General features: G+C 68.3%; 23 protein-coding genes and 1 pseudogene. 15 read left to right on the top strand and 9 right to left on the bottom strand.

Annotated features, from left to right (window positions below; genetic code table 11):
- The first annotated feature begins 9 nt into the window (after positions 1–9).
- Entirely contained in the window at positions 10–1,404 is a 1,395-nt protein-coding gene (locus ACP7A5_RS13730) for an Nramp family divalent metal transporter (RefSeq protein WP_426042441.1), read from the top strand.
- On the opposite strand, the gene ACP7A5_RS13735 is transcribed toward ACP7A5_RS13730, so the two are convergent.
- The 7 genes from ACP7A5_RS13735 to ACP7A5_RS13765 all read right to left on the bottom strand — a co-directional run bounded on the left by ACP7A5_RS13735 (position 1,397) and on the right by ACP7A5_RS13765 (position 6,650).
- Positions 1,397–1,660, bottom strand: a complete 264-nt coding sequence (locus ACP7A5_RS13735; RefSeq protein WP_426042442.1) for a hypothetical protein — start codon at positions 1,658–1,660, stop codon at positions 1,397–1,399. The two genes, ACP7A5_RS13730 and ACP7A5_RS13735, sit on opposite strands and share 8 nt — an antisense overlap.
- Entirely contained in the window at positions 1,657–2,121 is a 465-nt protein-coding gene (locus ACP7A5_RS13740; RefSeq protein ID WP_426042443.1) for a hypothetical protein, read from the bottom strand. The genes ACP7A5_RS13735 and ACP7A5_RS13740 overlap by 4 nt, the downstream gene beginning before the upstream one ends.
- 52 nt (positions 2,122–2,173) lie before the next feature.
- Positions 2,174–3,511: a sulfite reductase subunit alpha gene (locus tag ACP7A5_RS13745; protein ID WP_426042444.1), complete on the bottom strand. Its 1,338-nt coding sequence runs from the start codon at positions 3,509–3,511 to the stop codon at positions 2,174–2,176.
- Positions 3,508–4,494, bottom strand: a complete 987-nt coding sequence (locus tag ACP7A5_RS13750) for an FAD:protein FMN transferase (protein ID WP_426042445.1) — start codon at positions 4,492–4,494, stop codon at positions 3,508–3,510. The genes ACP7A5_RS13745 and ACP7A5_RS13750 overlap by 4 nt, the downstream gene beginning before the upstream one ends.
- Before the next feature lie 86 nt (positions 4,495–4,580).
- Positions 4,581–5,423 (bottom strand): DUF4198 domain-containing protein, encoded by an 843-nt coding sequence (locus tag ACP7A5_RS13755; protein WP_426042446.1) that lies wholly within the window; start codon positions 5,421–5,423, stop codon positions 4,581–4,583.
- An 11-nt stretch (positions 5,424–5,434) separates the two neighbouring features.
- A complete protein-coding gene (locus tag ACP7A5_RS13760) occupies positions 5,435–5,971 on the bottom strand; it encodes a DUF2271 domain-containing protein (protein WP_426042447.1) in 537 nt (178 codons plus the stop codon).
- A 13-nt stretch (positions 5,972–5,984) separates the two neighbouring features.
- Positions 5,985–6,650 (bottom strand): PepSY-associated TM helix domain-containing protein, encoded by a 666-nt coding sequence (locus ACP7A5_RS13765; protein ID WP_426042448.1) that lies wholly within the window; start codon positions 6,648–6,650, stop codon positions 5,985–5,987.
- Between the two features lie 128 nt (positions 6,651–6,778).
- Here ACP7A5_RS13765 and ACP7A5_RS13770 point away from each other — a divergent pair, with 128 nt between their 5' ends.
- A complete protein-coding gene (locus ACP7A5_RS13770; RefSeq protein WP_426042449.1) occupies positions 6,779–6,958 on the top strand; it encodes a hypothetical protein in 180 nt (59 codons plus the stop codon).
- A 622-nt stretch (positions 6,959–7,580) separates the two neighbouring features.
- Here the strand turns inward: ACP7A5_RS13770 and ACP7A5_RS13775 are convergent.
- Entirely contained in the window at positions 7,581–8,993 is a 1,413-nt protein-coding gene (locus ACP7A5_RS13775; protein ID WP_426042450.1) for a glycoside hydrolase family 47 protein, read from the bottom strand.
- Between the two features lie 254 nt (positions 8,994–9,247).
- Between ACP7A5_RS13775 and ACP7A5_RS13780 the strand changes: the two are divergent.
- The 13 genes and pseudogenes from ACP7A5_RS13780 to ACP7A5_RS13840 form a co-directional block, all read left to right on the top strand.
- A pseudogene (locus ACP7A5_RS13780) lies at positions 9,248–9,415 on the top strand (response regulator transcription factor); the annotation flags it as partial.
- Positions 9,416–9,527: 112 nt separating this feature from the next.
- Positions 9,528–9,785 (top strand): hypothetical protein, encoded by a 258-nt coding sequence (locus ACP7A5_RS13785; RefSeq protein WP_425992580.1) that lies wholly within the window; start codon positions 9,528–9,530, stop codon positions 9,783–9,785.
- Between the two features lie 172 nt (positions 9,786–9,957).
- The gene (locus ACP7A5_RS13790; protein ID WP_426042451.1) at positions 9,958–10,299 is read left to right on the top strand and encodes a hypothetical protein; all 342 of its coding nucleotides are present in this window, start codon (positions 9,958–9,960) and stop codon (positions 10,297–10,299) included.
- Positions 10,300–10,344: 45 nt separating this feature from the next.
- The gene (locus ACP7A5_RS13795; protein WP_426042452.1) at positions 10,345–10,818 is read left to right on the top strand and encodes a hypothetical protein; all 474 of its coding nucleotides are present in this window, start codon (positions 10,345–10,347) and stop codon (positions 10,816–10,818) included.
- A gap of 4 nt (positions 10,819–10,822) precedes the next feature.
- Positions 10,823–11,194 carry a helix-turn-helix domain-containing protein gene (locus ACP7A5_RS13800; protein WP_303694874.1) on the top strand — a complete coding sequence of 124 codons (372 nt, stop codon included), beginning with the start codon at positions 10,823–10,825 and terminating at the stop codon, positions 11,192–11,194.
- Between the two features lie 470 nt (positions 11,195–11,664).
- On the top strand, positions 11,665–13,962 hold the full coding sequence (locus tag ACP7A5_RS13805; protein ID WP_426042453.1) for a bifunctional salicylyl-CoA 5-hydroxylase/oxidoreductase: 2,298 nt from the start codon (positions 11,665–11,667) through the stop codon (positions 13,960–13,962).
- Positions 13,959–14,726, top strand: a complete 768-nt coding sequence (locus ACP7A5_RS13810) for an SDR family NAD(P)-dependent oxidoreductase (RefSeq protein ID WP_426042454.1) — start codon at positions 13,959–13,961, stop codon at positions 14,724–14,726. Before ACP7A5_RS13805 ends, ACP7A5_RS13810 begins: the two co-directional genes overlap by 4 nt.
- On the top strand, positions 14,723–15,223 hold the full coding sequence (locus tag ACP7A5_RS13815) for a MarR family winged helix-turn-helix transcriptional regulator (RefSeq protein ID WP_426042455.1): 501 nt from the start codon (positions 14,723–14,725) through the stop codon (positions 15,221–15,223). The genes ACP7A5_RS13810 and ACP7A5_RS13815 overlap by 4 nt, the downstream gene beginning before the upstream one ends.
- Positions 15,220–16,032 carry an enoyl-CoA hydratase family protein gene (locus tag ACP7A5_RS13820; protein ID WP_426042456.1) on the top strand — a complete coding sequence of 271 codons (813 nt, stop codon included), beginning with the start codon at positions 15,220–15,222 and terminating at the stop codon, positions 16,030–16,032. Before ACP7A5_RS13815 ends, ACP7A5_RS13820 begins: the two co-directional genes overlap by 4 nt.
- A gap of 2 nt (positions 16,033–16,034) precedes the next feature.
- Positions 16,035–17,204 (top strand): acyl-CoA dehydrogenase family protein, encoded by a 1,170-nt coding sequence (locus ACP7A5_RS13825; protein ID WP_426042457.1) that lies wholly within the window; start codon positions 16,035–16,037, stop codon positions 17,202–17,204.
- Positions 17,204–18,808 (top strand): AMP-binding protein, encoded by a 1,605-nt coding sequence (locus ACP7A5_RS13830; protein ID WP_426042458.1) that lies wholly within the window; start codon positions 17,204–17,206, stop codon positions 18,806–18,808. Before ACP7A5_RS13825 ends, ACP7A5_RS13830 begins: the two co-directional genes overlap by 1 nt.
- Positions 18,805–19,239 carry an acyl-CoA thioesterase gene (locus ACP7A5_RS13835; RefSeq protein WP_426042459.1) on the top strand — a complete coding sequence of 145 codons (435 nt, stop codon included), beginning with the start codon at positions 18,805–18,807 and terminating at the stop codon, positions 19,237–19,239. Before ACP7A5_RS13830 ends, ACP7A5_RS13835 begins: the two co-directional genes overlap by 4 nt.
- Complete coding sequence (locus tag ACP7A5_RS13840) at positions 19,236–19,631, top strand: RidA family protein (RefSeq protein ID WP_426042460.1); 396 nt, start codon at positions 19,236–19,238, stop codon at positions 19,629–19,631. The genes ACP7A5_RS13835 and ACP7A5_RS13840 overlap by 4 nt, the downstream gene beginning before the upstream one ends.
- A 95-nt stretch (positions 19,632–19,726) precedes the next feature.
- Here ACP7A5_RS13840 and ACP7A5_RS13845 read toward each other — a convergent pair whose 3' ends face one another.
- A complete protein-coding gene (locus ACP7A5_RS13845) occupies positions 19,727–20,128 on the bottom strand; it encodes a DUF2177 family protein (RefSeq protein WP_426042461.1) in 402 nt (133 codons plus the stop codon).
- Between the last annotated feature and the right edge of the window lie 2 nt (positions 20,129–20,130).

Below are 20,130 nucleotides of genomic sequence, written 5' to 3' on the forward strand. Positions count from 1 at the left end.
GAGATATCGATGGCCGCTCCAGGCGCCGCTGACCACAATTGCTCGCTGCCGGAGGCCCATCGCAGCATCCCGGTGTGGACCGAAGGCAGTGTGGCGCGGCCTTGGTGGCGGCGGATGCTGGCCTTCTCCGGCCCCGGCTTCCTGGTTGCGGTCGGCTATATGGATCCCGGCAACTGGGGCACCGATCTCGCGGGCGGCAGTCAGTTCGGATACGCCCTGTTGTGGGTCATCCTGGCCTCCAACCTGATGGCCATCTTCCTTCAGGTCCTGTGCGCGCGGCTGGGGCTGGTCAGGGGCCAGGACCTCGCCCAGGCTTGCCGGGATACCTACTCAAAGCCGACGTCGATCGCGCTGTGGCTGCTGTGCGAGATCGCCATCATCGCCTGCGACCTGGCCGAGCTGGTCGGGGCGGCCGTGGCGCTGAACCTGCTGTTCGGCATCCCGCTGATGTGGGGCGTTCTGATCACCGGCTTCGACGTGCTGATCCTGTTGATGCTGATCAATTTCGGCTTCCGCTGGCTGGAGGCGATCGTCATCGCCCTGGTCACGACCATCGGCGCCTGTTTCGCCTGGTCGATCTTCCTGGCTCAACCCGACTGGGCCGCAGCGGCGCACGGAGCCCTCCTTCCCAGCCTGCCGGGCGGAGGCGCGCTGTTGATCTCGCTGGGCATCCTCGGCGCGACGGTCATGCCGCATAACCTCTATCTGCATTCGTCGATCGTACAGACGCGGGCGCATGGCCGGGGGATCGCCGACCTGAAGGCGGCCATCGGGCACAATACGGTCGACACGATCGTGGCCCTGGGCGCCGCCTTCTTCGTCAACGCCGCGATTCTGGTGCTGGCGGCGGCGGTGTTCTGGAAGGCGGGGGTCGAAGTCGACGACCTGCGCCAGGCGCACGAACTGCTGAAACCCGCCCTGGGCGGAGCGGCGGCCACGGCCTTCGCGGTCGCCCTGCTGTGCTCGGGCCAGTCCTCGACGATTACAGGGACCCTGGCCGGTCAGATCGTGATGGAGGGCTTCCTCAGGATCCGCATCAAACCGTGGATCCGGCGGCTGGTCACCCGGAGTATCGCGATCGTGCCGGCCCTGGTGATCGTCTCGGCCACTGGTGGGCGGGACACGGTCCAGCTGCTGGTCATCAGCCAGGTCGTGCTGTCGATGCAGCTGCCGTTCGCCATCTTCCCCTTGATGATGCTGACGTCGGACAAGGTGAGGATGGGCCAGTTCGCGAACGGGCGCGTCGTGCAGGTGGTTGGTTATTCGATCTGCGCGGTCATCGCCGCGCTGAATGTCTATCTGCTGTGGAGCGTGATCGGGCCGATGTGGCTGGGACTGTTGGCGGCAGTGATGATCGGCTTTGCGGCCTGGGTGCGGCTCGGCTACCGCGCGGCCGCTATTTGAGGAAGGTGTCGGGCCGCACCGCGCCGGTGCCGAGGTCGATGCGCATGCGGAGCCCCTGGAAGCTGTCGGCGATCAGGACTCCGTCTTCCAGCCGCATGGCGACGAAGGCGTCCTGGGCGTCGCCCTTGGGCGGATGCGCGGTCCAGCGGCGACGGCCGGTCGAATGCAGACAGACGATGGAACCGCGCTCGCCTTCGGCCGCCGACAGGCCGTGGAGGATCAGGCGGTCGCCGTCGGGCAGGTCGATCTGCGTCATGGAAGGGGGATCGGGTCGGAGAAGCTCTCGGCCGGGATCAGTTCGAGAAGCTGGACCTGCCGGCCGCCGCCGGGCTGGTCGAAGGCGGGGGCGGCGATGCCGACCTTCATCAGGGTGCCCGCGGGGACAGTGACGACGGCGTAGAACTCTGCCGTGTTGGCGGGCGGCAGGGCCATGGCCTCGCGCACGCCTTGCGAAGACGTCGGCTGAACGGGCGACAGCCAGGCCCCGAGGCGGTTCGCGCCACCCCCGTACGCCCGGTAGAAGGTCATGACGCGATCGGTGCGGACCTCCTCGACCGGTCCGGCCCAGGCCTCGACGAGGACGGCCGGAGCGGGGGCGGCATAGGTCGTGGGTGCTGCGACGGTGGAACAGCCCGCGAGGCCCAGCGTCAGGGCGGCCATAAGCATCATGACGGGCGTCAGCAGCCAGTCGCGCGTCGCTGCCCTGAAGTTCGTCATCGTCGTCTCCCCGATTCCCGCGGCGAGGCTACACCCGGGCCTGCATGAGCGCCTAGTAGACGTCGCGACGGTAGCGGCCGGTCTCGACGAGGTCGCGCAGGGCGTCGGCGCCGAGGACGGTTTCGAGCTCCGTGTTCACGCCTCCGGCCATGCCTTCGAGGCTGCCGCAGACGTAGATGGCGGCGCCGCGTGCGACCCAGTCGCGGACGGAATCGGCTTCAGCCTCGATCACCGCCTGGACATAGCGACCGTCGCCGGGATCGCGCGAGAAGGTGCGATCGAGACGGGTCAGGGTTCCTTCAGCCAGCCAGCCCCGCAGTTCGGCGTCATGGAAACTGTCGTGAGCCGCCGTGCGCTCGCCGAACATCAGCCAGGCGCCGGCGGTCGCCTTCCGGGCAGCGCGAGCCTTCAGATGCGAGCGGAGGCCGGCGATGCCCGTGCCGTTGCCGATCAGGATCATCGGCGTCGCCGCCTCCGGGCCGTGGAAGGCGCGGTTGGCGCGGATGCGCATCGGCGCGATCTCGCCGATTTCCAGCGTCTCGGTCAGCCACCCGGAGGCGAGGCCGGGCGTTCCGTCGGGCCGGCGCATCAAACGGATCAGGAACTCGGCGCGGCCGTCTGCAGGCAGGGAGGCGACGGAGTATTCGCGGTGGGCCAGGCCGCCCTCGGGCGAGGGGGTGCCGACCTCGGCGATGTCGCCGGCGACCCATGGCGGGGCGCCGTCGACGGGCTCGAACGCCAGATGCCAGGCGCCCTCGCCGGGGCTGCCTGGGTTCAGCAGGCGACGCTCGACCAGACGCCAGTCGGCATAGGCGGGCGCGGCCCAGTCTGGTGCGGCGACCGAGCCGGTCAGGCGGCTGAGCTCGCCCTGCCAGTGGCGGACGGCCGCGGCGTCGCCGTTGTCGACCTCGACCGCATCGAACAGGGGCCGGGCGCCTGCCGACTTCAGCCAGCCGTCCAGCGCCCGACCGTAACCGCAGAACTCGACATAGGTCCGGTCGCCGAGAGAGAGGAGACCGTACTCCAGCCCTTCCAGGCGCGTTTGATCGGTCATGATCCGGCGGACGAAGCGGGAGGCGCTGTCGGGAGCGTCCCCCTCGCCGGTGGTCGAGGCGATGAACAGGATGCGGGCGGCGATCAGGTCGGTCGGCTCGATGTCGGCGAAGGACTTCACCCGGGCGGGGCAACCGGCGTCGGCGAAGGCCTTGCGGGTCATCTCGGCCAGTTCGTCACCGAAGCCGGTCTGACTGGCGACGGCGATCAGGGTCGAGCCCGGCTGCGCGGCCGCCGTGGGCCTGGCGCGGACCCGCCGGATCTTCCAGCCGGTGAAGGCGAGCCAGGCGACGACGGTCAGGGCCGCCCAGATCCACCGGATCGGGTCGTCGCTCACCCGGCTTCGTCCTCGTCCATCATGGCGACGAAGGCGGGGGTCAGGTGTTCGACGACGCCGTCGGCGGTACGGACCACCATCTGGGCGGCGAGGTCGTAGGCCTCGGCCGTCGCCGGACCTGCCTCGGGGCCGAGAACGGTCAGGGCGGTGGCCCAGGCGTCGGCGATCATGGCGCTGGCATGGAAGACGGTGACCGAGGTCACGCCGTTATCGATCGGCCGACCGGTGCGGCCGTCGATGGTGTGTGGATAGAGCCGTCCGTCGTGCTCGAAGGCGCGGCGCCAGTCGCCGGAGGTGGCGACCGCGATATCCACCAGCGCGGCGACGGTGCGGGCGGAGGGGGCGCCCGGCGGCTCCTCCAGACCGATCCACCAGGGCTGGCCGTCCGGCTTCACGCCCTGGCCGCGCATCTCGCCGCCGATCTCGACGAGGTGGGAGGTCGCGCCGAGACGCGTCAGGGCTTCGGAGACCCGGTCCACCGCATGGCCCTTGGCGATACCGGCGAAGTCCAGCGTCATGCCGCCGGGCTGCATGGCGCCGCGCGCATCCCGGTTCAGACGCAGCTTCTGCCAGCCGCTGACGGCCAGGGCCGCGGCGACCTCGTCGTCCGACGGAAGGACGGTCCCGACGCGCGCTCCGGACGGGCCGAAACCCCATAGATCGACGAGCGCGCCCAGGGTCGGATCGACCGCGCCATCCGTGTCGTCGGCCAGATTCATGGAGGCGTCGAGCACCGTCCAGAAGGTCTGGGACAGGGCCCAGATTCCGGCGGGCGCGGCGTTGAAGCGGGAGATCTCGCTGGTCCGGTCCCACGGGCTGAAGGCGGCAATGACCGCGTCCAGCTCGGTCCGGACGGCGACCATCAGCGCCGCGTCGTCGATCCCGGCCGGGGCGACGGCGCGGACCGACCAGGTCGTGCCCATGGTCTCGCCGCCCAGCCGCCGGACGTCGTCGCCTGGCGGTCTGGACGGCGGAGCGTCCATGGGCGGGATCAGGACGCGGGTCGCCGACCGCTCGTCCCCCTCGCGGAGATCGAGCGGCGGCGGGGCGCCGTGCGATCCGCGAAGAGTCAGGGGAGGACCTGCAGGATGGCGGTGTACTGGGCCGAGGCGACCGGCGGGCCGTTGCGACCGCCGCCGGCCGGGGCCGCCGGGTCGCGCCACGAGGTGTTGACCCAGTACAGGCCGGCCTCGGGCCAGGCGATCGAGACCCGGCCCTCGACGTCGGTCCTGGCGGTGATCTCGTGCGGGTTGTCGCGGTACTGCAGGCCGCCGCGCGCCACCACCACGTCGGCGTCGGCGTAGGGCCGGCCGTCCTTCAGGAACTCGAATACGCCCGCCTCGCCGGCGACCAGGTCGTTCGGGTGGGTCACCGGGATCATCTCGATACCGACGCCGCTCGGGGTGAAGACGGTGGTGGTCGGCTCGCCCAGGGTGACGAAGGTCTCCAGCCGGTTGGCGCTGAAGGCCGAGGCGACGTCGGCGGCGCCGGCCGGGATGTTGGCCGCCATCTCTGCGGCCGGACCCCGCCAGCGGCCCTGTTCGCCGTTCAGCGTCCAGGTCGCGGTCATGCCGGCCGAGGCGTTGGCGATCTTCCAGGTGCCGGGCTTGTTGACCTCGACATCGAAGGTGGTGCGGTAGGCGCCCTGCATCAGGTTGGCGGCCGCGTCGGCCGAGCCGTCGGGCGCGGTGATGACCAGGCTCTGGGGCGACAGGCGCAGCGGGGCGTGGTCGGCGATGAAGACGCCGTTCGAGGCGCCGGCGTCGAACGAGACCCAGAAGGAGTCTCCCGACAGAACGGTGTGCGAGGGCATCAGCCAGCCCCGGTGGGCGCTGGCCGACATCGGCGCGGCGACGGCGGCCAGGACGGCCAGGGCGGCTAAAACTTTGGTGGGAAGGATGAAGGTCTTCATGCGACTGTTCCCTAGCGGGTGACGGCGACGCGGACGGCGCCCAGTTCGGAGGTTCCGGCGGCGGAGGCGGTGTTGGCCGCGCCGCCCCAGGTGAAGGGCAGGCGGACGACCTCGCGGCCCCCCTGTTCGCGGGCCGCCTCGACGACGATGTTGTACGAACCGGCCGGCAGACTGGCGAGGCGGGCGCCGGAGACGGTGACCGTCTGGCGGCCCGGCGCGCGGGTCGGTCCGGTGACGCCGTCGATCGGCAGGGCCATGGCGCGGCCGCCCTTGCGCCACCAGGTGCGGATGTCCTTCAGATACTGTTCGCCGTCGCCATCGCCGCGCGCCGTGGCGCCGGCCTCGTACCACAGGGCGATGGTGCGCACGGCCGTCTGGGCCGTGTCCTGCCGCTCGATCCAGACCGCGACATAGGGGCGGTGATAGGCGGCGGTCGAGAGGGTCGGCACCTCCAGTGTCACGGTCAGGTCGGCGGCCAGGGCCGGGGCGGCGATCGCGCTCGCGGCGGCGGCGAGGATCAGGGGCAGGGGACGGATACGCGACGACATGGAGAGGGACTCGTCAGTGGATGAAGATGAGGGCGATGATGACCGGGATGGCGATGCCCAGCCCGACCAGGGGCCAGGTCGAGGCGCGCGTCCGGGCGTGCAGCCAGAGCAAAGTCAGGCCGGTGACGGTGAAGACGATGCAGGCGACCGCGAAGACATCGATGAACCAGTACCAGACGGGGCCGGTGTCGCGGCCCTTGTGCAGGTCGTTGATGTAGGCGACCCAGCCGCGCGTCGTGGTCTCGCGCAGGGCCTCGCCCGTACCCCGGTCGATGGTGACCCAGCCGTCGGTGCCGGGGCCCTTCAGCGCGATATAGATTTCGTCCGGCGCGGTCTCGGTCGCCTTGCCGGCGATGGAGATATCCAGCTCCGAGGAGACCCAGCGGGCGATCGCGTCGGGGACCGGATCGGTCGTCTCGTCAGGGACGTCCGACAGCCGCTCCAGCAGGGGAGCGGGCAGGGTCGCCGTCAGCTCCATCGTCACGGGTTCGGCCGGGATCTGGGCGGCGTGGTTCAGGGTGATGCCGGTGATGGCGAACAGCAGCATCCCGGCCAGCGACAGCCCCGCCGAAATCCAGTGCCAGCGGTGCAGTTCCTTCAGCCAGAAGGCGCGCGCGCCGTTCATCGACCGCGCACGGGCGGCGGCCTTGGCGACAGGTTTTGCGGCGGCGTCGGTCACACACGGCCTGTGCCATATGTTGAGAATGATTTGCAAGTGCCTCTATCCGCGTTCGGTGTCGCGGCGCCTTGGGCGACAGGGGGAATCCCGGCTGATAGGGTCGGGAAACGGTGGCGGGGAGTATCCTGATGCGGCGTATCGGTCTGGCGGCGGCAATGGCGGTGTGTCTGGCCGGGCCCGGATGGGCGCAGGCGTCCGATCCGGTCGAGGCCGTCGACGTCTTCATCGGCACGGCGGGCAAGGGCCACACCTTCCCCGGCCCGGTCGCGCCGTTTGGCATGGTGCAGCTGAGCCCCGACATCGACTAGCGCTCCTTCCGCCAGTCCTATGACTGGGCCTCGGGCTATCGCAACAACGATCACCGCTGGCGGCGAACTGCATTTCGTCATAGACGCACAACCGAACCGGACCTGGGGCGCTGGCGCGGCGGCACGACCTTATTCGATGAGCGGGCGCTGACGATCACCTCTCCGCGCGCGAAGGCGCTTGGGGAGGACAGGTCGCGCAGCGACCAGGAGGGGGTGACGCGATCTCACCGATCACCGCGTCTTTCCCTCACGACTGTCAGGATGAAGTTGAGCACGCCGTCGAGTTCATCGCGCACATCCGAGGCCCGCAACCGAATGACGCGCATGCCTTGCTCGCCCAGCCACGCCGTCGCCCCCTCCTGACCGCTTCGCGGTCTGTCCTCCCCATTCGCCTTCGCGAATGGGGAGGTGACGCGTGCGGCGCCATCCCAGACCCTGCAAACTACGTCGAACGAATTTTTCTGTTCGACATAGAAATCTTGATCCAGTCAGTGTCGGCGGGACGCACACCCTTCCGAACGCGCCCTGGTTCGCGGCGGGTGTAGAGTTCGTAGTCACGGTTCGCGGAGAGGGCGAACAGAGGATTTCGTCCGTTTCGTCCGTTTCGTCAGGGTGTTTTTCGTCAGGCCGAACGGACAAACCCCCGCAGCACGTTGGCCTCCGTGCTCAGCACCAGCCGGTCGATGTCGATCCGCTTCGGCTCGGCGAACAGGATGAAGTAGTATTTCATCTGCTCGGACCACCAGTAGCCGGGGCAGTTGTCGCCCTGGGTCATCGGCCGGGTCGAGATGTCCTGCAGCGAGGTGTAGCCGTACTCGGCCTTCGAGCTGGACTTCATGTTGCGATAGTGGGTCGCCGCGATGGCGCGGTAGCGATCGTCGCGGTCGTGCTGCCACAGGTTCAGGCAGGCGTCGGCGACCTCGGGGCGCAGGCCCGTGCGCAGGGTGCGAGGACGAGCCGTCGTCACGTCGGTCGATTCCGGCACGATCAGATAGCGATCCTGCATCGTCTCGTAGGTCTTGAGGAAGTCGTCGCCCTCGGCCTTGAAACCCGCCTGTCCCAGTAGCCCCGCCAGATAGGCGCCCAGCACAGTCTGCGACGTGCCGGTCACCGCGCCGGTCTCGTAGTCGACCATCGGGAACCAAAGCAGGCCGTCGTAGCGCCTGCCCTGATGGTCGATCATGGCCTGCAGGCACTCCTGCGCGGCGACCTTCAGCGCCTCGTCGCCGAACAGCTCCCAGGCGTCCCACAGGTATTCGTAGAAACTGTCGGCATAGACGTCGATGGAGGCGTTGCGGCTGGTTAACCGGCCCGTCCCGGCGTGGATGTTGGCCGCCATCAGGCCGATCCCGGACCGCATGTTCAGGGCATGCATCAGGGCCCGTTTCGCGGCGGCATGGTATTTCGGCTCGCCCGTCAGCTGGCTGAGAACCCCGAACTCGGTGATGTAGGTGCCGATCTCGGCGAGGTTGGTCTCGGGGTCGCGCACCGCGCCGGTCTTCAGGTTCACATAGCGGTAGGGCAGGCCGTGCGGAGAGGCGTCGAATGCCTTCATCAGCCGGTCGGCAAGGTCCTTCGCCTTCCCCAGCAACACCGGATCGCCGCAGGCCAGGTGCGCCGACAACAGGCCGCCGACCAACCGGATATTGGTCTCGAACACCTGCGCTTCGCCGTCGATGTCGAAGTCCAGGTTCGCCTTGACCCAGTCGACCCCCGCCTGGAACTCGGCGTCCAGCTCCATGATCCACAGGGTGTCCAAGGTCTCGACCAGTGACAGACCCAGGTCGTGGCCCTCGATGAAGAAGGACTGCGACGTGCCCGAAACGGGGTTGATCTCGTCCTTGCCCCAGGCGCGTTCGACATAGTGGTCCCAGGCCCATTTGAACTGGGCCTTCACATCGGTGCCCAGTTGTTCCCAATCCTGCGCGGCCCAGTCTTCGGACTGCGCGAAGGCGGGGAGGGGCGCCAGGCTGGCGAGCAGACCGCCTCCCGCCAGGGTCAGCGCCGAACGACGGGGCAGGGACAGGGTTCTCATCGCCGAACGCTCCGATTGACTCCCGCCGCACCATGGCGGTCGCCCCGACGGTCCGCCAGTCGCGGCGTTGTCGTGAAGGGTCGAATGCAGGCGGCCGGTCGCCACGCCCTCGACACCCCTGTCGGTGCGCGCTCCAAAGTTCTCCCGCCGGTTCACAACGTCTATGTCGGCCTTCAAACATAAACGGCGGGATGCACGCTTAGGGAATTGCTTTCCATCGACTAACCCTGTTGGTTGATCCGGGGGGTGGGACGATGAACGAGCTTGAGCAGCTCACCGCGCGAGAACGACAGTGCCTGGTGGGTGTCGCACAGCATCGCCAGTCGAAGGAGATCGCGCGCGATCTCGGGATCTCCTCAAAGACCGTCGACAAGCATATCGAGACCGCGTGCAAGCGACTGGGCGTCGCCTCACGCCGGGACGCCGCGCTTCTTTTGATCAACGCCGGCCTACGGAACGAACCCGTAGGGGAGCCGTCCCGAGTAGCCGATGCCGCCTCGGGCGCCGCCTTCTTTCGCACGAAAGGAGGCCCCATTGACCCTCACATTACCGAACTGGACCTGGGACTATCTGGAGACCGTCTTCGAGGACCTGGCGCAAACACCGGCCGAGAAAGCGGCCGTCCTGCACCTGGTCGCGGTGACGCGCGAGATGAGCCCATTTCTCTCGAAGCTCGATCTGCTGCGCGAGATTATCTGCATCGGGCTCGTACTGTTGCCCGATCACGATCGGCCACCGAGCGCGGCCAATCTTCGACCGTCGAGTACCGCCGCGTCGGGCGGGATCTGCTAATGGTGATCGCCCTGACGTGCGGCATCGTTTTCCTGCTCGCGGGAGCCATCGGCGCGACGCTGATGATCCAGCACCTTTTGCACACGGCGGATCAAGCCCAGCAACTGCGTTGATCCGCTTTCCAACAAGCGAAGTCCACCATGACCCCCGCCAGGCGGGAGAAGGAGCCCCCATGCAACGACGTGAATATGGACAGAAGCTGGCGACGGCCCTGTTCGAGACCGAAGACGCCATCGATGCAGCCCTGGAAAAGGCGGCCCACCTCATCGCCGCGATGTCTTCCATTCGCCGCGAGAACAACCTGTCCGCCGTGCTCGGCAGCCACGCCATGACCGGCGTCACCGGATCCGTCCGTGCGCTCGGCAAGGCTCGGGACCAGATCGTCGCCGCGCATCACGCACTTCAGGCGGCCGCCCCGCAGGTCGGACTGGGCAATACCATCATGCAGGGCACGGGTGTCGGAAAGCCCGAAGAGAGCCTGCCGCGTCCAACGGGTCTCAAGGTCGCCGCTTGATGCTATGCTCGCGGTGCGCCTCGACGGCGTATCGCGAGCCTCCGCATGTTCAACGACAACGTCCTATTCCTGGCCACGGCCGCCCAGATCGGCGGTGTGATTCTGAACATCGTCGTGTGCGGTACGGCCATCTGGAAAGGCGCGCACACCGAACGGGTCGCGGCGATTTCCATCGTGATCGCCTCGATCCTCTCGCCACTCGTTCAGAATTGGACCGACTGGACCTCGCCGCAGTGGAACATCCTCATCATCGACGCGGTGAATCTCGGGGTGTTTCTGTATCTGCTCGTCCGAACCCACAGGGTGTGGCTGCTGTTCGGTTGCGCGTTCCAGCTCCTCGCGATCCTCAGCCATGTGGGCATGCTGATCGATCCCAGCGTCGTGGCGCGCGCCTATATCTCCACTCTATATCTCATGTTCTACGGCCTCATGATCGCCCTGGCAGCCGGAATCTGGGAGGGTCGGTTGCGCGATGCGCGCGCGCGAGTTGCGTCAGCCGAGCGGAATGTTCTAGCTTGATCCCATGACTTCTGCGACGCCAAACCCGATCGATATTGCCGTGGGCCAACGTGTTCGCGCCGTGCGCGAACTGCGTGGCCTCACCCAGACCGATCTGGCCAAGGCCACGGGCGTGACATTCCAGCAGATCCAGAAATATGAGCGGGGCACCAACAGAGTATCGGCCTCGCGCCTGATGCTCATTTCCCATGCGCTCGGACAGCCGGTGAGCACCTTCTTCGAGCCGGACGAGCCGGGGGCCAGGGATGGTCTGGACCTGTTCGCGGTGAGCGGCTCGAAGGCCTTACTCGAGGCCTACGGGCGAATCGAGACGGCGGATCAACGCCGCATCGTCGTGGCGCTGGCGCGTTCGCTCGCCAGCGACCCGGCCGCCTGAGTCAAACAAACCACACGGCTACCCGTGCCTGTGGCCAGCGAGACGGGTGCGGGGAGCGGTCCTGACGCGCCGCTGCCTAGACGTTGCTCTGTCTGGCTACGATGTCGATGAGCGGACCCATCGAATGATCAACGTCGATGATGTGAAGGCCCCAGTTCCGATCCACACCGGTGGTCCGGATGATCTGGCCGTCCGGGTCGTCGGTCCGGGGATCGGCTGACGTCCCGACCGGGCGGGACCATGTTGGGCGCGTCGAGGATCAGTGCGAAGACGATCTGTTCCTGGGCCGGTTTCGCCGTCGATCTGTTGGGCAATCAGCCGGGTGATCATGGCTCCACCTTGGCTATATGGTCGATGGGGACCCAGGGCGATGGGAAGACCGCCGAGCAGGAGTTTGAGGAACACGCCGGGCCGGCGACGTGAACGGAGTGACTCTGGACGTCGCCGCCAATCTATTTTAGGCTTAAAATATGTCGTCGCGCAGGGCTGTCAAAAGGATCGCCGTCGTCGGGGCCGGGCCCGGAGGGCTCTACCTCGCCATCTCGCTGAAACTGCGCGACCGGTCACTGGATGTGGTCGTGCATGAGCGCAACCGGCCAGACGATACCTTCGGCTGGGGCGTGGTCTTTTCCGACCAGACCCTGGCCAATCTGAAGGCCAGCGACCCCGAGACCGCCGCGACCATCGAGGCCGCCTTCGTCCACTGGGACGACATCGACGTGCATATCCATGATCAGACTGTCCGCTCGGGCGGTCATGGCTTCGCCGGCATCGGGCGGCAGCGCCTGCTGACGATCTTGCAGGACCGCGCCCGCTCGTTGGGCGTCGATCTTCGGTTCCAGAGCGAGGTCGCGGATGTCCGCGCGCTGGACGCCGATGTGATCATAGCCGCCGACGGGTTGAACAGCCGCGTTCGCAACGAAACGCTGGAGGTGTTCGGCGTCGATGTCGATGTGCGGCCCAACAAATACATCTGGCTGGGCACGACCCAGGCGTTCGATGCCTTTACCTTCGCCTTCGTCCAGACGCCGCATGGCTGGATCTGGGCTCACGCCTATCAGTTCGAGCCGGGGGCTTCGACCTTCATCGTTGAATGTTCGGGGGCGACCTGGAGGGGTCTCGGTTTCGACGGGATGGGTCAGGACCAGACTTGTCGGACGGCCGAGGCGCTGTTCGCCGGGTGGCTGGGCGGTCATGCGCTGATGAGCAATGCGCGCCACCTGCGCGGATCGGCCTGGCTCAACTTCTCGCGCGTGGCCTGCGCCAACTGGCGCGACGGCAAGGTCGTGCTGCTCGGCGACGCCGCCCACACGGCCCATTTCTCGATCGGATCGGGCACGAAACTGGCGTTCGAGGACGCCATCCGACTGGCCCAGGCCCTGACTGAACCAGGAGATCTTGACGCCGGCCTCGCCGCCTATGAGGCCGAGCGCCGCGTCGAGGTGCTGAAGCTGCAGAGCGCCGCCCGCAACTCGACCGAATGGTTCGAGACCGTCGACCGCTACGTCGATCTCGACCCGCTACAGTTCGCCTACAGCCTGCTGACCCGCAGCCAGCGCGTCAGCCATGAGAATCTGCGCCTGCGCGACCCTGCCTTCCTGACACGGGTCGAGCGCTGGTTCGCCGATCAGGCCGGGGCTCCGCTCACGGACGATCCCCCCGCACCGATGTTCGCGCCCCTGCGGCTGCGAGGTCTGACCCTGCCCAACCGCGTGGTCGTCTCGCCCATGTGCATGTATTCGGCCGAGGACGGGACGGTGAACGACTTCCACCTCGTCCATCTCGGCGGCCGGGCGCTGGGCGGCGCGGGACTGGTCTTCACCGAGATGACCGATGTCTCGGCCGACGCCCGGATCACGCCCGGATGCGCCGGGATGTACCGCCCGGAACACCGCGACGCCTGGCGGCGGATCGTCGACTTCGTCCACGCCCAGGGCTCGCGCATCGCCATCCAGCTGGCCCATGCCGGCCGCAAGGGCTCGGTCGAACGGCCCTGGGGCACGCGCGCCGATCAACCGCTTGAGGACGGCTGGCCGCTGATCGCCGCCTCCGCCATTCCGTGGTCGGACGAAGACCAGACCCCGCGCGAGATGACCCGCGCCGATATGGACCGCGTCCGCGACGACTTCGTCCGCGCCGCCGGCTGGGCCGACGAGGCCGGCTTCGACATGGTCGAGCTGCACTGCGCCCACGGCTATCTGCTGTCGTCCTTCCTGACCCCTGTCTCCAACCACCGCAGCGACGCCTACGGCGGCCCGCTGGAGAACCGCCTGCGCTTCCCGCTCGAGGTCTTCGCCGCCCTGCGCGCCGCCTGGCCCGACGACAAGCCGATGTCTGTCCGATTGTCGGCCACGGACTGGGTCGATGACGGCCTCACCCCCGAGGACTCGGTCGCCATCGCCCGCGCCTTCGCCGACGCCGGCTGCGACCTGATCGACGTCTCGGCCGGCCAGACCTCCGAGCAGGCGAAGCCGGTCTATGGCCGCATGTACCAGACGCCGTTCAGCGACCGCATCCGCAACGAGGCGCGGGTAGCCACCATGGCGGTCGGCAACATCTATGAGATCGACCACGTGAACAGCATGCTGGCCGCCGGCCGGGCCGATCTGTGCGCCCTCGCCCGGCCGCACCTGGCCGATCCGAACTGGAGCCTGCGCGCCGCAGCCGAGCTGGGCTGGCGCGGCATCCAGCCCCCCCTTCAATACCGCGCCGGCTTCGCCCAGCTGGCCCGGAACATGGAACGCCAGTCGCAGGCGGGACCGGTATGAGCGGCGCGCTGGACGGACGCCATGCGGTGGTGACGGGCGCCGGGTCCGGCATCGGTCGCGCGACCGCCGAACGCCTGGCCGAGGCGGGGTGCCTCGTCACCCTGATCGGCCGCCACATCGGCCGGCTGGACGAGAGCGCCGACCGCATCGGAGGCGCCGCCTTCGCCGCCCCGGCGGATGTGACCGACGCCGAAGCCCTGGCGGCCGCCATCGAGGCCGGGCGGGACCGGTTCGGGCCGATCGACATCCTGGTCAACAACGCCGGCGGGGCGTCGTCCGCGCCCTTCCTGAAGACCGACATCGCCAACCTTCGGGCCATGCTGGCCCTGAACCTCGAAGCGCCCGCCGAGGCCGCGCGTCTGGTCCTGCCCGGCATGCTGACCCGGCGCTGGGGCCGGATCGTCAACGTCGCCTCGACGGCGGGGCTGAAGGGCTATGCCTATGTCTCCGCCTATGTCGCGGCCAAGCACGGGCTGGTCGGTCTGACCCGGGCGCTGGCGCTGGAGGTCGCGAGCAAGGGCGTCACCGTCAACGCGGTCTGCCCCGGTTTCACCGACACCGATCTGGTGGCGCGCTCCGTGGAGGCCATCGTCGGCAAGACCGGGAGAACCGAAGACGAGGCGCGCGCGGCGCTGGCCGCCTCCAATCCCCAGGGACGGCTGATCACGCCCGACGAAGTCGCTGCGACGATCGTCTGGCTGTGCGACGGGGCAGCGTCCGGCATCAACGGCGCGGCCGTGCCGGTGGCCGGGGGCGAACTGTGAGCGCCGCCGCCCCCCTGCCTGACAGACTGGGCGGCGCGCCGGACGGCAAGCGGTCGCTGAGGCTGTGGCTGCGAATGCTGACCTGTTCGACGGCGATCGAGCAACGTGTTTCCCAGCGGCTCAGGGACGAGTTCGGCTCGACCCTGCCGCGGTTCGACCTGCTGTCGGCGCTGGACCGCGCGGGCGAAGCCGGCCTGACCATGGGCGAGGCGTCCCGCAAACTGATGGTGTCCAACGGCAATGTCACCGGCCTGGCCGTGCGGCTGAGAGCGGACGGGCTGATCGAGGCCATGGACGGGCCGGACCGGCGCGTGCAGCGCCTCCGCCTGACGTCGCTCGGCCGATCGCGCTTCGCCCTGATGGCCGAAGCGCACGAACACTGGATCGAGGCCCTGTTCGCCGATCTGAGCGAGGCCGAGGCCGAAGACCTGACCCATCTGCTGGAGCGCGCCAAACGCTCGCTCCACGCCGTCACCTCTGAGGATCTGAACCGATGAAGGCGCGCGACTATCGGCCCGAGCATTTCCTGTGGTCCGTCGATGATGACGGGGTGGCGACCCTGACCCTGAACCGGCCTGAGCGGAAGAATCCGCTGACGTTCGAGTCCTATGCCGAGATGCGCGACCTGTTCCGCGCCCTGGTCCATGCCGACGACTGCAAGGTCATCATCGTCACCGGCGCAGGCGGCAATTTCTCCTCCGGCGGCGACGTGCACGAAATCATCGGTCCGCTGACCGAAATGGACATGCCGGCCCTGCTGACCTTCACCCGAATGACCGGTGATCTGGTCAAGGCGATGCGTGGCTGCCCCCAGCCGATCATCGCGGCGCTGGACGGGGTCTGCGTCGGGGCCGGAGCGATCATGGCCATGGCCTCGGACCTGCGCATCGCCACGCCGAAGACCAGGACCGCCTTCCTGTTCACCCGCGTCGGGCTGGCCGGCTGCGACATGGGAGCCTGCGCCATCCTGCCCCGCCAGATCGGCCAGGGGCGGGCGTCGGAGCTGTTGTTCACCGGCCGTGTGATGACCGCCGAAGAGGGCGAACGCTGGGGCTTCCACAACCGCATCGTCGAGGCCGAGGCCTTGATGCCGACGGCCCGGGAACTGGCGCTGGCGCTGGCCAGAGGACCGACCTTCGCCCACGGCATGACCAAGAACCAGCTCAACATCGAATGGGACATGAGCCTGGACGCCGCCATCGAGTCCGAGGCCCAGGCCCAGGCCATCTGCATGAAGACCAACGATTTCCGCCGCGCCTACGAGGCCTTCGCCGCCAAGCGCGAGCCGGTGTTCGAGGGGGACTGAACATGGCGGACCGCACCTTCCTCGACTGGCCGTTCTTTGCTGACCGCCACCGCGCCTTCGCCGCCGACATCGAGGCCTGGGCCGGGGCCAACGGCGATGTGCTGAATCTGCACGGCGATCATGATCTGGACGGCGATTGCCGCAGGATACTGAAGGCGCTGGCCGACGGCGGCTGGTTGCGCAATGCCGTGCCCGACGCGGACGGCAGGCTGGACGTGCGCACCCTGTGCCTGACGCGCGAGACCCTCGCCCGACGCTCGGGTCTGGCCGATTTCGTCTTCGCCATGCAGGGTTTGGGCTCCGGCCCGATCAGCCTTTTCGGAACCGACCATCAGAAGGCCGGCTGGCTGCCCGGCGTGGCGGCGGGCGAGACCATCGCCGCCTTCGCTCTGTCGGAGCCTGAGGCCGGCTCGGACGTGGCGGCCCTGTCCGCCACCGCACGTCGCGAGGGCGACGGCTGGGTGCTGGACGGGGTGAAGACCTTCATCTCCAACGGCGGTCTGGCCGACCGCTATGTGGTGTTCGCCCGCACCGGTGAAGGGGAGGGCGCGCGCGGCCTCAGCGCCTTCGTCGTCGACGCCGATACGCCGGGGTTCGAGGTCGTCGAACGCATCCCGCTGATGGCGGCCCACCCCCTGGCGACGATCCGGTTCACCGCCTGCCGCATCGACGGCGACCGCATCCTCGGCGCGCCGGGCGAGGGGTTCCGCATCGCCATGGCGACGCTGGACGTATTCCGCTCGACCGTCGCCGCCGCCGCCCTCGGCTTCTCGCGCCGCGCCTTCGATGAGGCGGCTTCACGCACCGTCGCCCGCCATCTGTTCGGCGCGCCGATGAGCGACCTGCAGCTGGTCCAGGCCGCTCTGGCCGATATGGCGCTGAAGATCGACGCCTCGGCCCTGCTGATCTACCGCGCCGCCTGGCTTAAGGATCAGGGCGCGCCGCGCGTCACCCGCGAGGCGGCCATGGCCAAACTCTACGCCACCGACGAGGCCCAGCAGGTCATTGACGCGGCGGTGCAACTGTTCGGCGGTCTGGGCGTCGTCTCGGGCCATCCGGTCGAGCGGCTGTATCGCGAGATCCGCGCCCTGCGCATCTATGAGGGCGCGTCGGAGGTGCAGAAAATCGTCATCGCCCGGCAGGTTCTCGCCGGGATGGGTGGAGGCGGCTGATGGGGGCCAGCGCACACATCGACCGGTTCGTCATCGACCACCTGCCCCCCGCGGACCAGCAGCATGACTTCGTCTTCGACCTGCAGGAACTGACCTGGCCCGAGCGACTCAACGCCGGCGTCGAACTGCTGCGCCGGGCCACCGCCGCCGCAGGGCCCGACGCCCGCGCCCTGATCGATTTCGACCACGAGTTTTCGTGGAGCCGTGTCGACGCCATCTCGGACCGTATGGCGCGGGTGCTGATCGAGGAGATGGATCTGGTTCCCGGAAACCGGGTCCTGCTGCACGGTCCGAACTCGTCCTGGACGGTGCTGGCGTGGTTCGCGATCCTGAAAGCCGGCGGCGTGGTGGTCGCCACCATGCCGATGCTCCGGGCGACCGAACTGGCCACCGTCATCGACAAGGCCCAGGTCAGCCATGCCCTGGTCTATCAGATGTTCAACGACGTGGTCGACGAGGCGTGCGCCCTCGCCCCGTCGCTGACGCGCGTCATGGACTCCGCCGCGCTGCAGAAGGCTGCGCAGGCCCTGCCGCCTGGCGTCAGTTTCACCGCCGTCGATACGGCCGTCGACGATCCCGCCTTGATCGCCTTCACCTCGGGCACGACCGGCAAGCCCAAGGGCTGCGTTCATTTCCATCGCGACATCCTCGCCATGGCCGACACCTTCGGGCGGCATATCGTCGGCTTGACGAAGGACGACATCGTGGTCGGCACGCCGCCAATCGCCTTCACCTTCGGCCTCGGCGGGCTGGTGGTCTTCCCGGCCGCCGCCGGCGCCGCGACCGCCTTCCCCGACCGGCCCGGCTTCGACGCGCTGGCCGAGACGGCCGCGCGCTGCAAGGCCACCGCTCTGCTCACTGCCCCGACCGGCTATCGCGCCCTGCTGAAGCTGGCCGGCGACCACGACCTGTCCAGCCTGAGCACCTGCGTCTCGGCGGGCGAGGCCCTTCCCGCCGCCACCTCCGACGCCTGGCATGAGGTGACGGGCGTCCGCATCATCGACGGCATCGGCTCGACCGAGATGATCCACGTCTTCATATCGGCGCGCGGCGGCGACATCCGCCCCGGCGCGACCGGCAAGGCTGTGCCGGGTTATCAGGCTCGCATCATCGACCCCGCGGGCCAGCCTCTTCCACCCGGCGAGACCGGACGGCTGGCGGTTCGCGGCCCGACCGGCTGCCGCTATCTCGATGACGACCGCCAGGCGGCCTATGTCCAGGACGGATGGAACCTGACCGGGGACGTCTACCGGCTGGATGAGGATGGCTATTTCTGGTTCGTCGCCCGGGCCGACGACATGATCATCTCGTCCGGCTACAACATCGGCGCGCCCGAGGTGGAGAACGCCCTGCTGCGTCACGCCGCTGTGGCCGAGGCCGCCGTGATCGGCGCTCCGGACGAGGAACGCGGCCAGATCTGCAAGGCCTTCATCGTTCTGAATCCAGGCATCGATCCGTCCGCGGACCTGCGCGACGAACTCCAGACCTTCGTGAAAAGCGTTATCGCCCCCTACAAATATCCCCGCGCGCTCGACTTCGTGGAGAGCCTGCCCAAGACCCCGACCGGCAAGCTGCAACGTTTCCGGCTCAAGGAGACCCTATGACCGCCGCCCTGTCCGGCCAGGTTTTCGCGGTCGAACGTCGTGTACGCTTTGCTGATTGCGACACGGCGGGCATCGTCTTCTTCCCCCGCTATTTCGAGATGCTGAACGGCGTGGTCGAGGACTGGTTCTTTGAGGCGCTCGGCGTTTCGTTCCGCGAACTGCACATGAACCGGGGCGCCAGCGTCCCGACGGCGGCCATCGAGGCCCGCTTCATCGCCCCGTCGCGGCTGGAGGACGAACTGACCGCCACCCTGACCGTGACCCGGCTGGGCGGCGCGTCCTGCAGCCTGCGTCACCGGATCCACGCCGGCGATCAGCTTCGCTTTGAGGCCACCCAAACCCTCGTCTTCGTCGGCTCTTCGCTGAAACCCGAACCCTGGCCGGATGAGTTGCGCGCCGGCATCGCACCCTTCCTGGAGACCGCCGCATGAACCGCGTCCTGCTCCCCGAAGGCTGGCCCCGGCCCAGGGGCTACTCCAACGGCGTCGCCGCTGAGGGCCTGATGGTGTTCGTCGCCGGCCAGATCGGCTGGACGCCGGAGGGCGTCTTTCCGCCCGGCGGGTTCGTCCCCCAGGTGCGTCAGACCCTGGTTAACACCGTGGCGGTCCTGGCCGAGGCCGGGGCGGGGCCGGAGCACGTCGTCCGCATGACCTGGTACGTCGTCGACAAGGGTGAATACCTGTCGGCGCTGCGCGAGATCGGCGCGATCTGGCGCGCGTTGATGGGCCCCCACTACCCCGCCATGGCCGTGGTCGAGGTCAAGGGCCTGATCGAGGACGCAGCGCGGGTGGAGATTGAGAGCACGGCGGTCATCGCTGACTGATCCAGAGGGCGTGCGTTAATGTCAGCCCAACGCCAGCTTTTCTCCCTGAACAGCCAGATCGCGATGATGCTCTCCAAGCAGGTGTTCCTCCGAACTCAGCGCACCAGCCAGCGCGATCCGAGATAGCCGGCCACCGCCGCCGTGCTTGCGAGGAAGGTGCCCCACGCCATGTCAACCAGGGTGATGGTCATCGACCAGCGGGTCAGGGTCGCCTGATTGGTTAGGTCGTAGGTCGCATAGGCGACGAGTCCGATGACGGCGCCGTTGATCGCCGCGCGCTGCCATGAGCCTTGCTGGAGCGCCGGAACGGTCGCCAGGAAGGTCACGCCGGACAGGAACAGGAGATAGAAGGCTATGGCAGGCGGCAGGTCGAAGGATTTTCTCATCCAGTCTCCCAGCACCGGGCGATAGAGGCGGTCGCCCATCACCGTCAGCCAGACGGCGTCGAGCGCCAGCATGACGACGGCCGAGGTGCCGAAAGCAGCGAGGTAACGCATCG

It is taken from the genome of Brevundimonas sp. TWP2-3-4b1, assembly GCF_049897665.1.
Classification (GTDB): domain Bacteria; phylum Pseudomonadota; class Alphaproteobacteria; order Caulobacterales; family Caulobacteraceae; genus Brevundimonas; species Brevundimonas subvibrioides_B.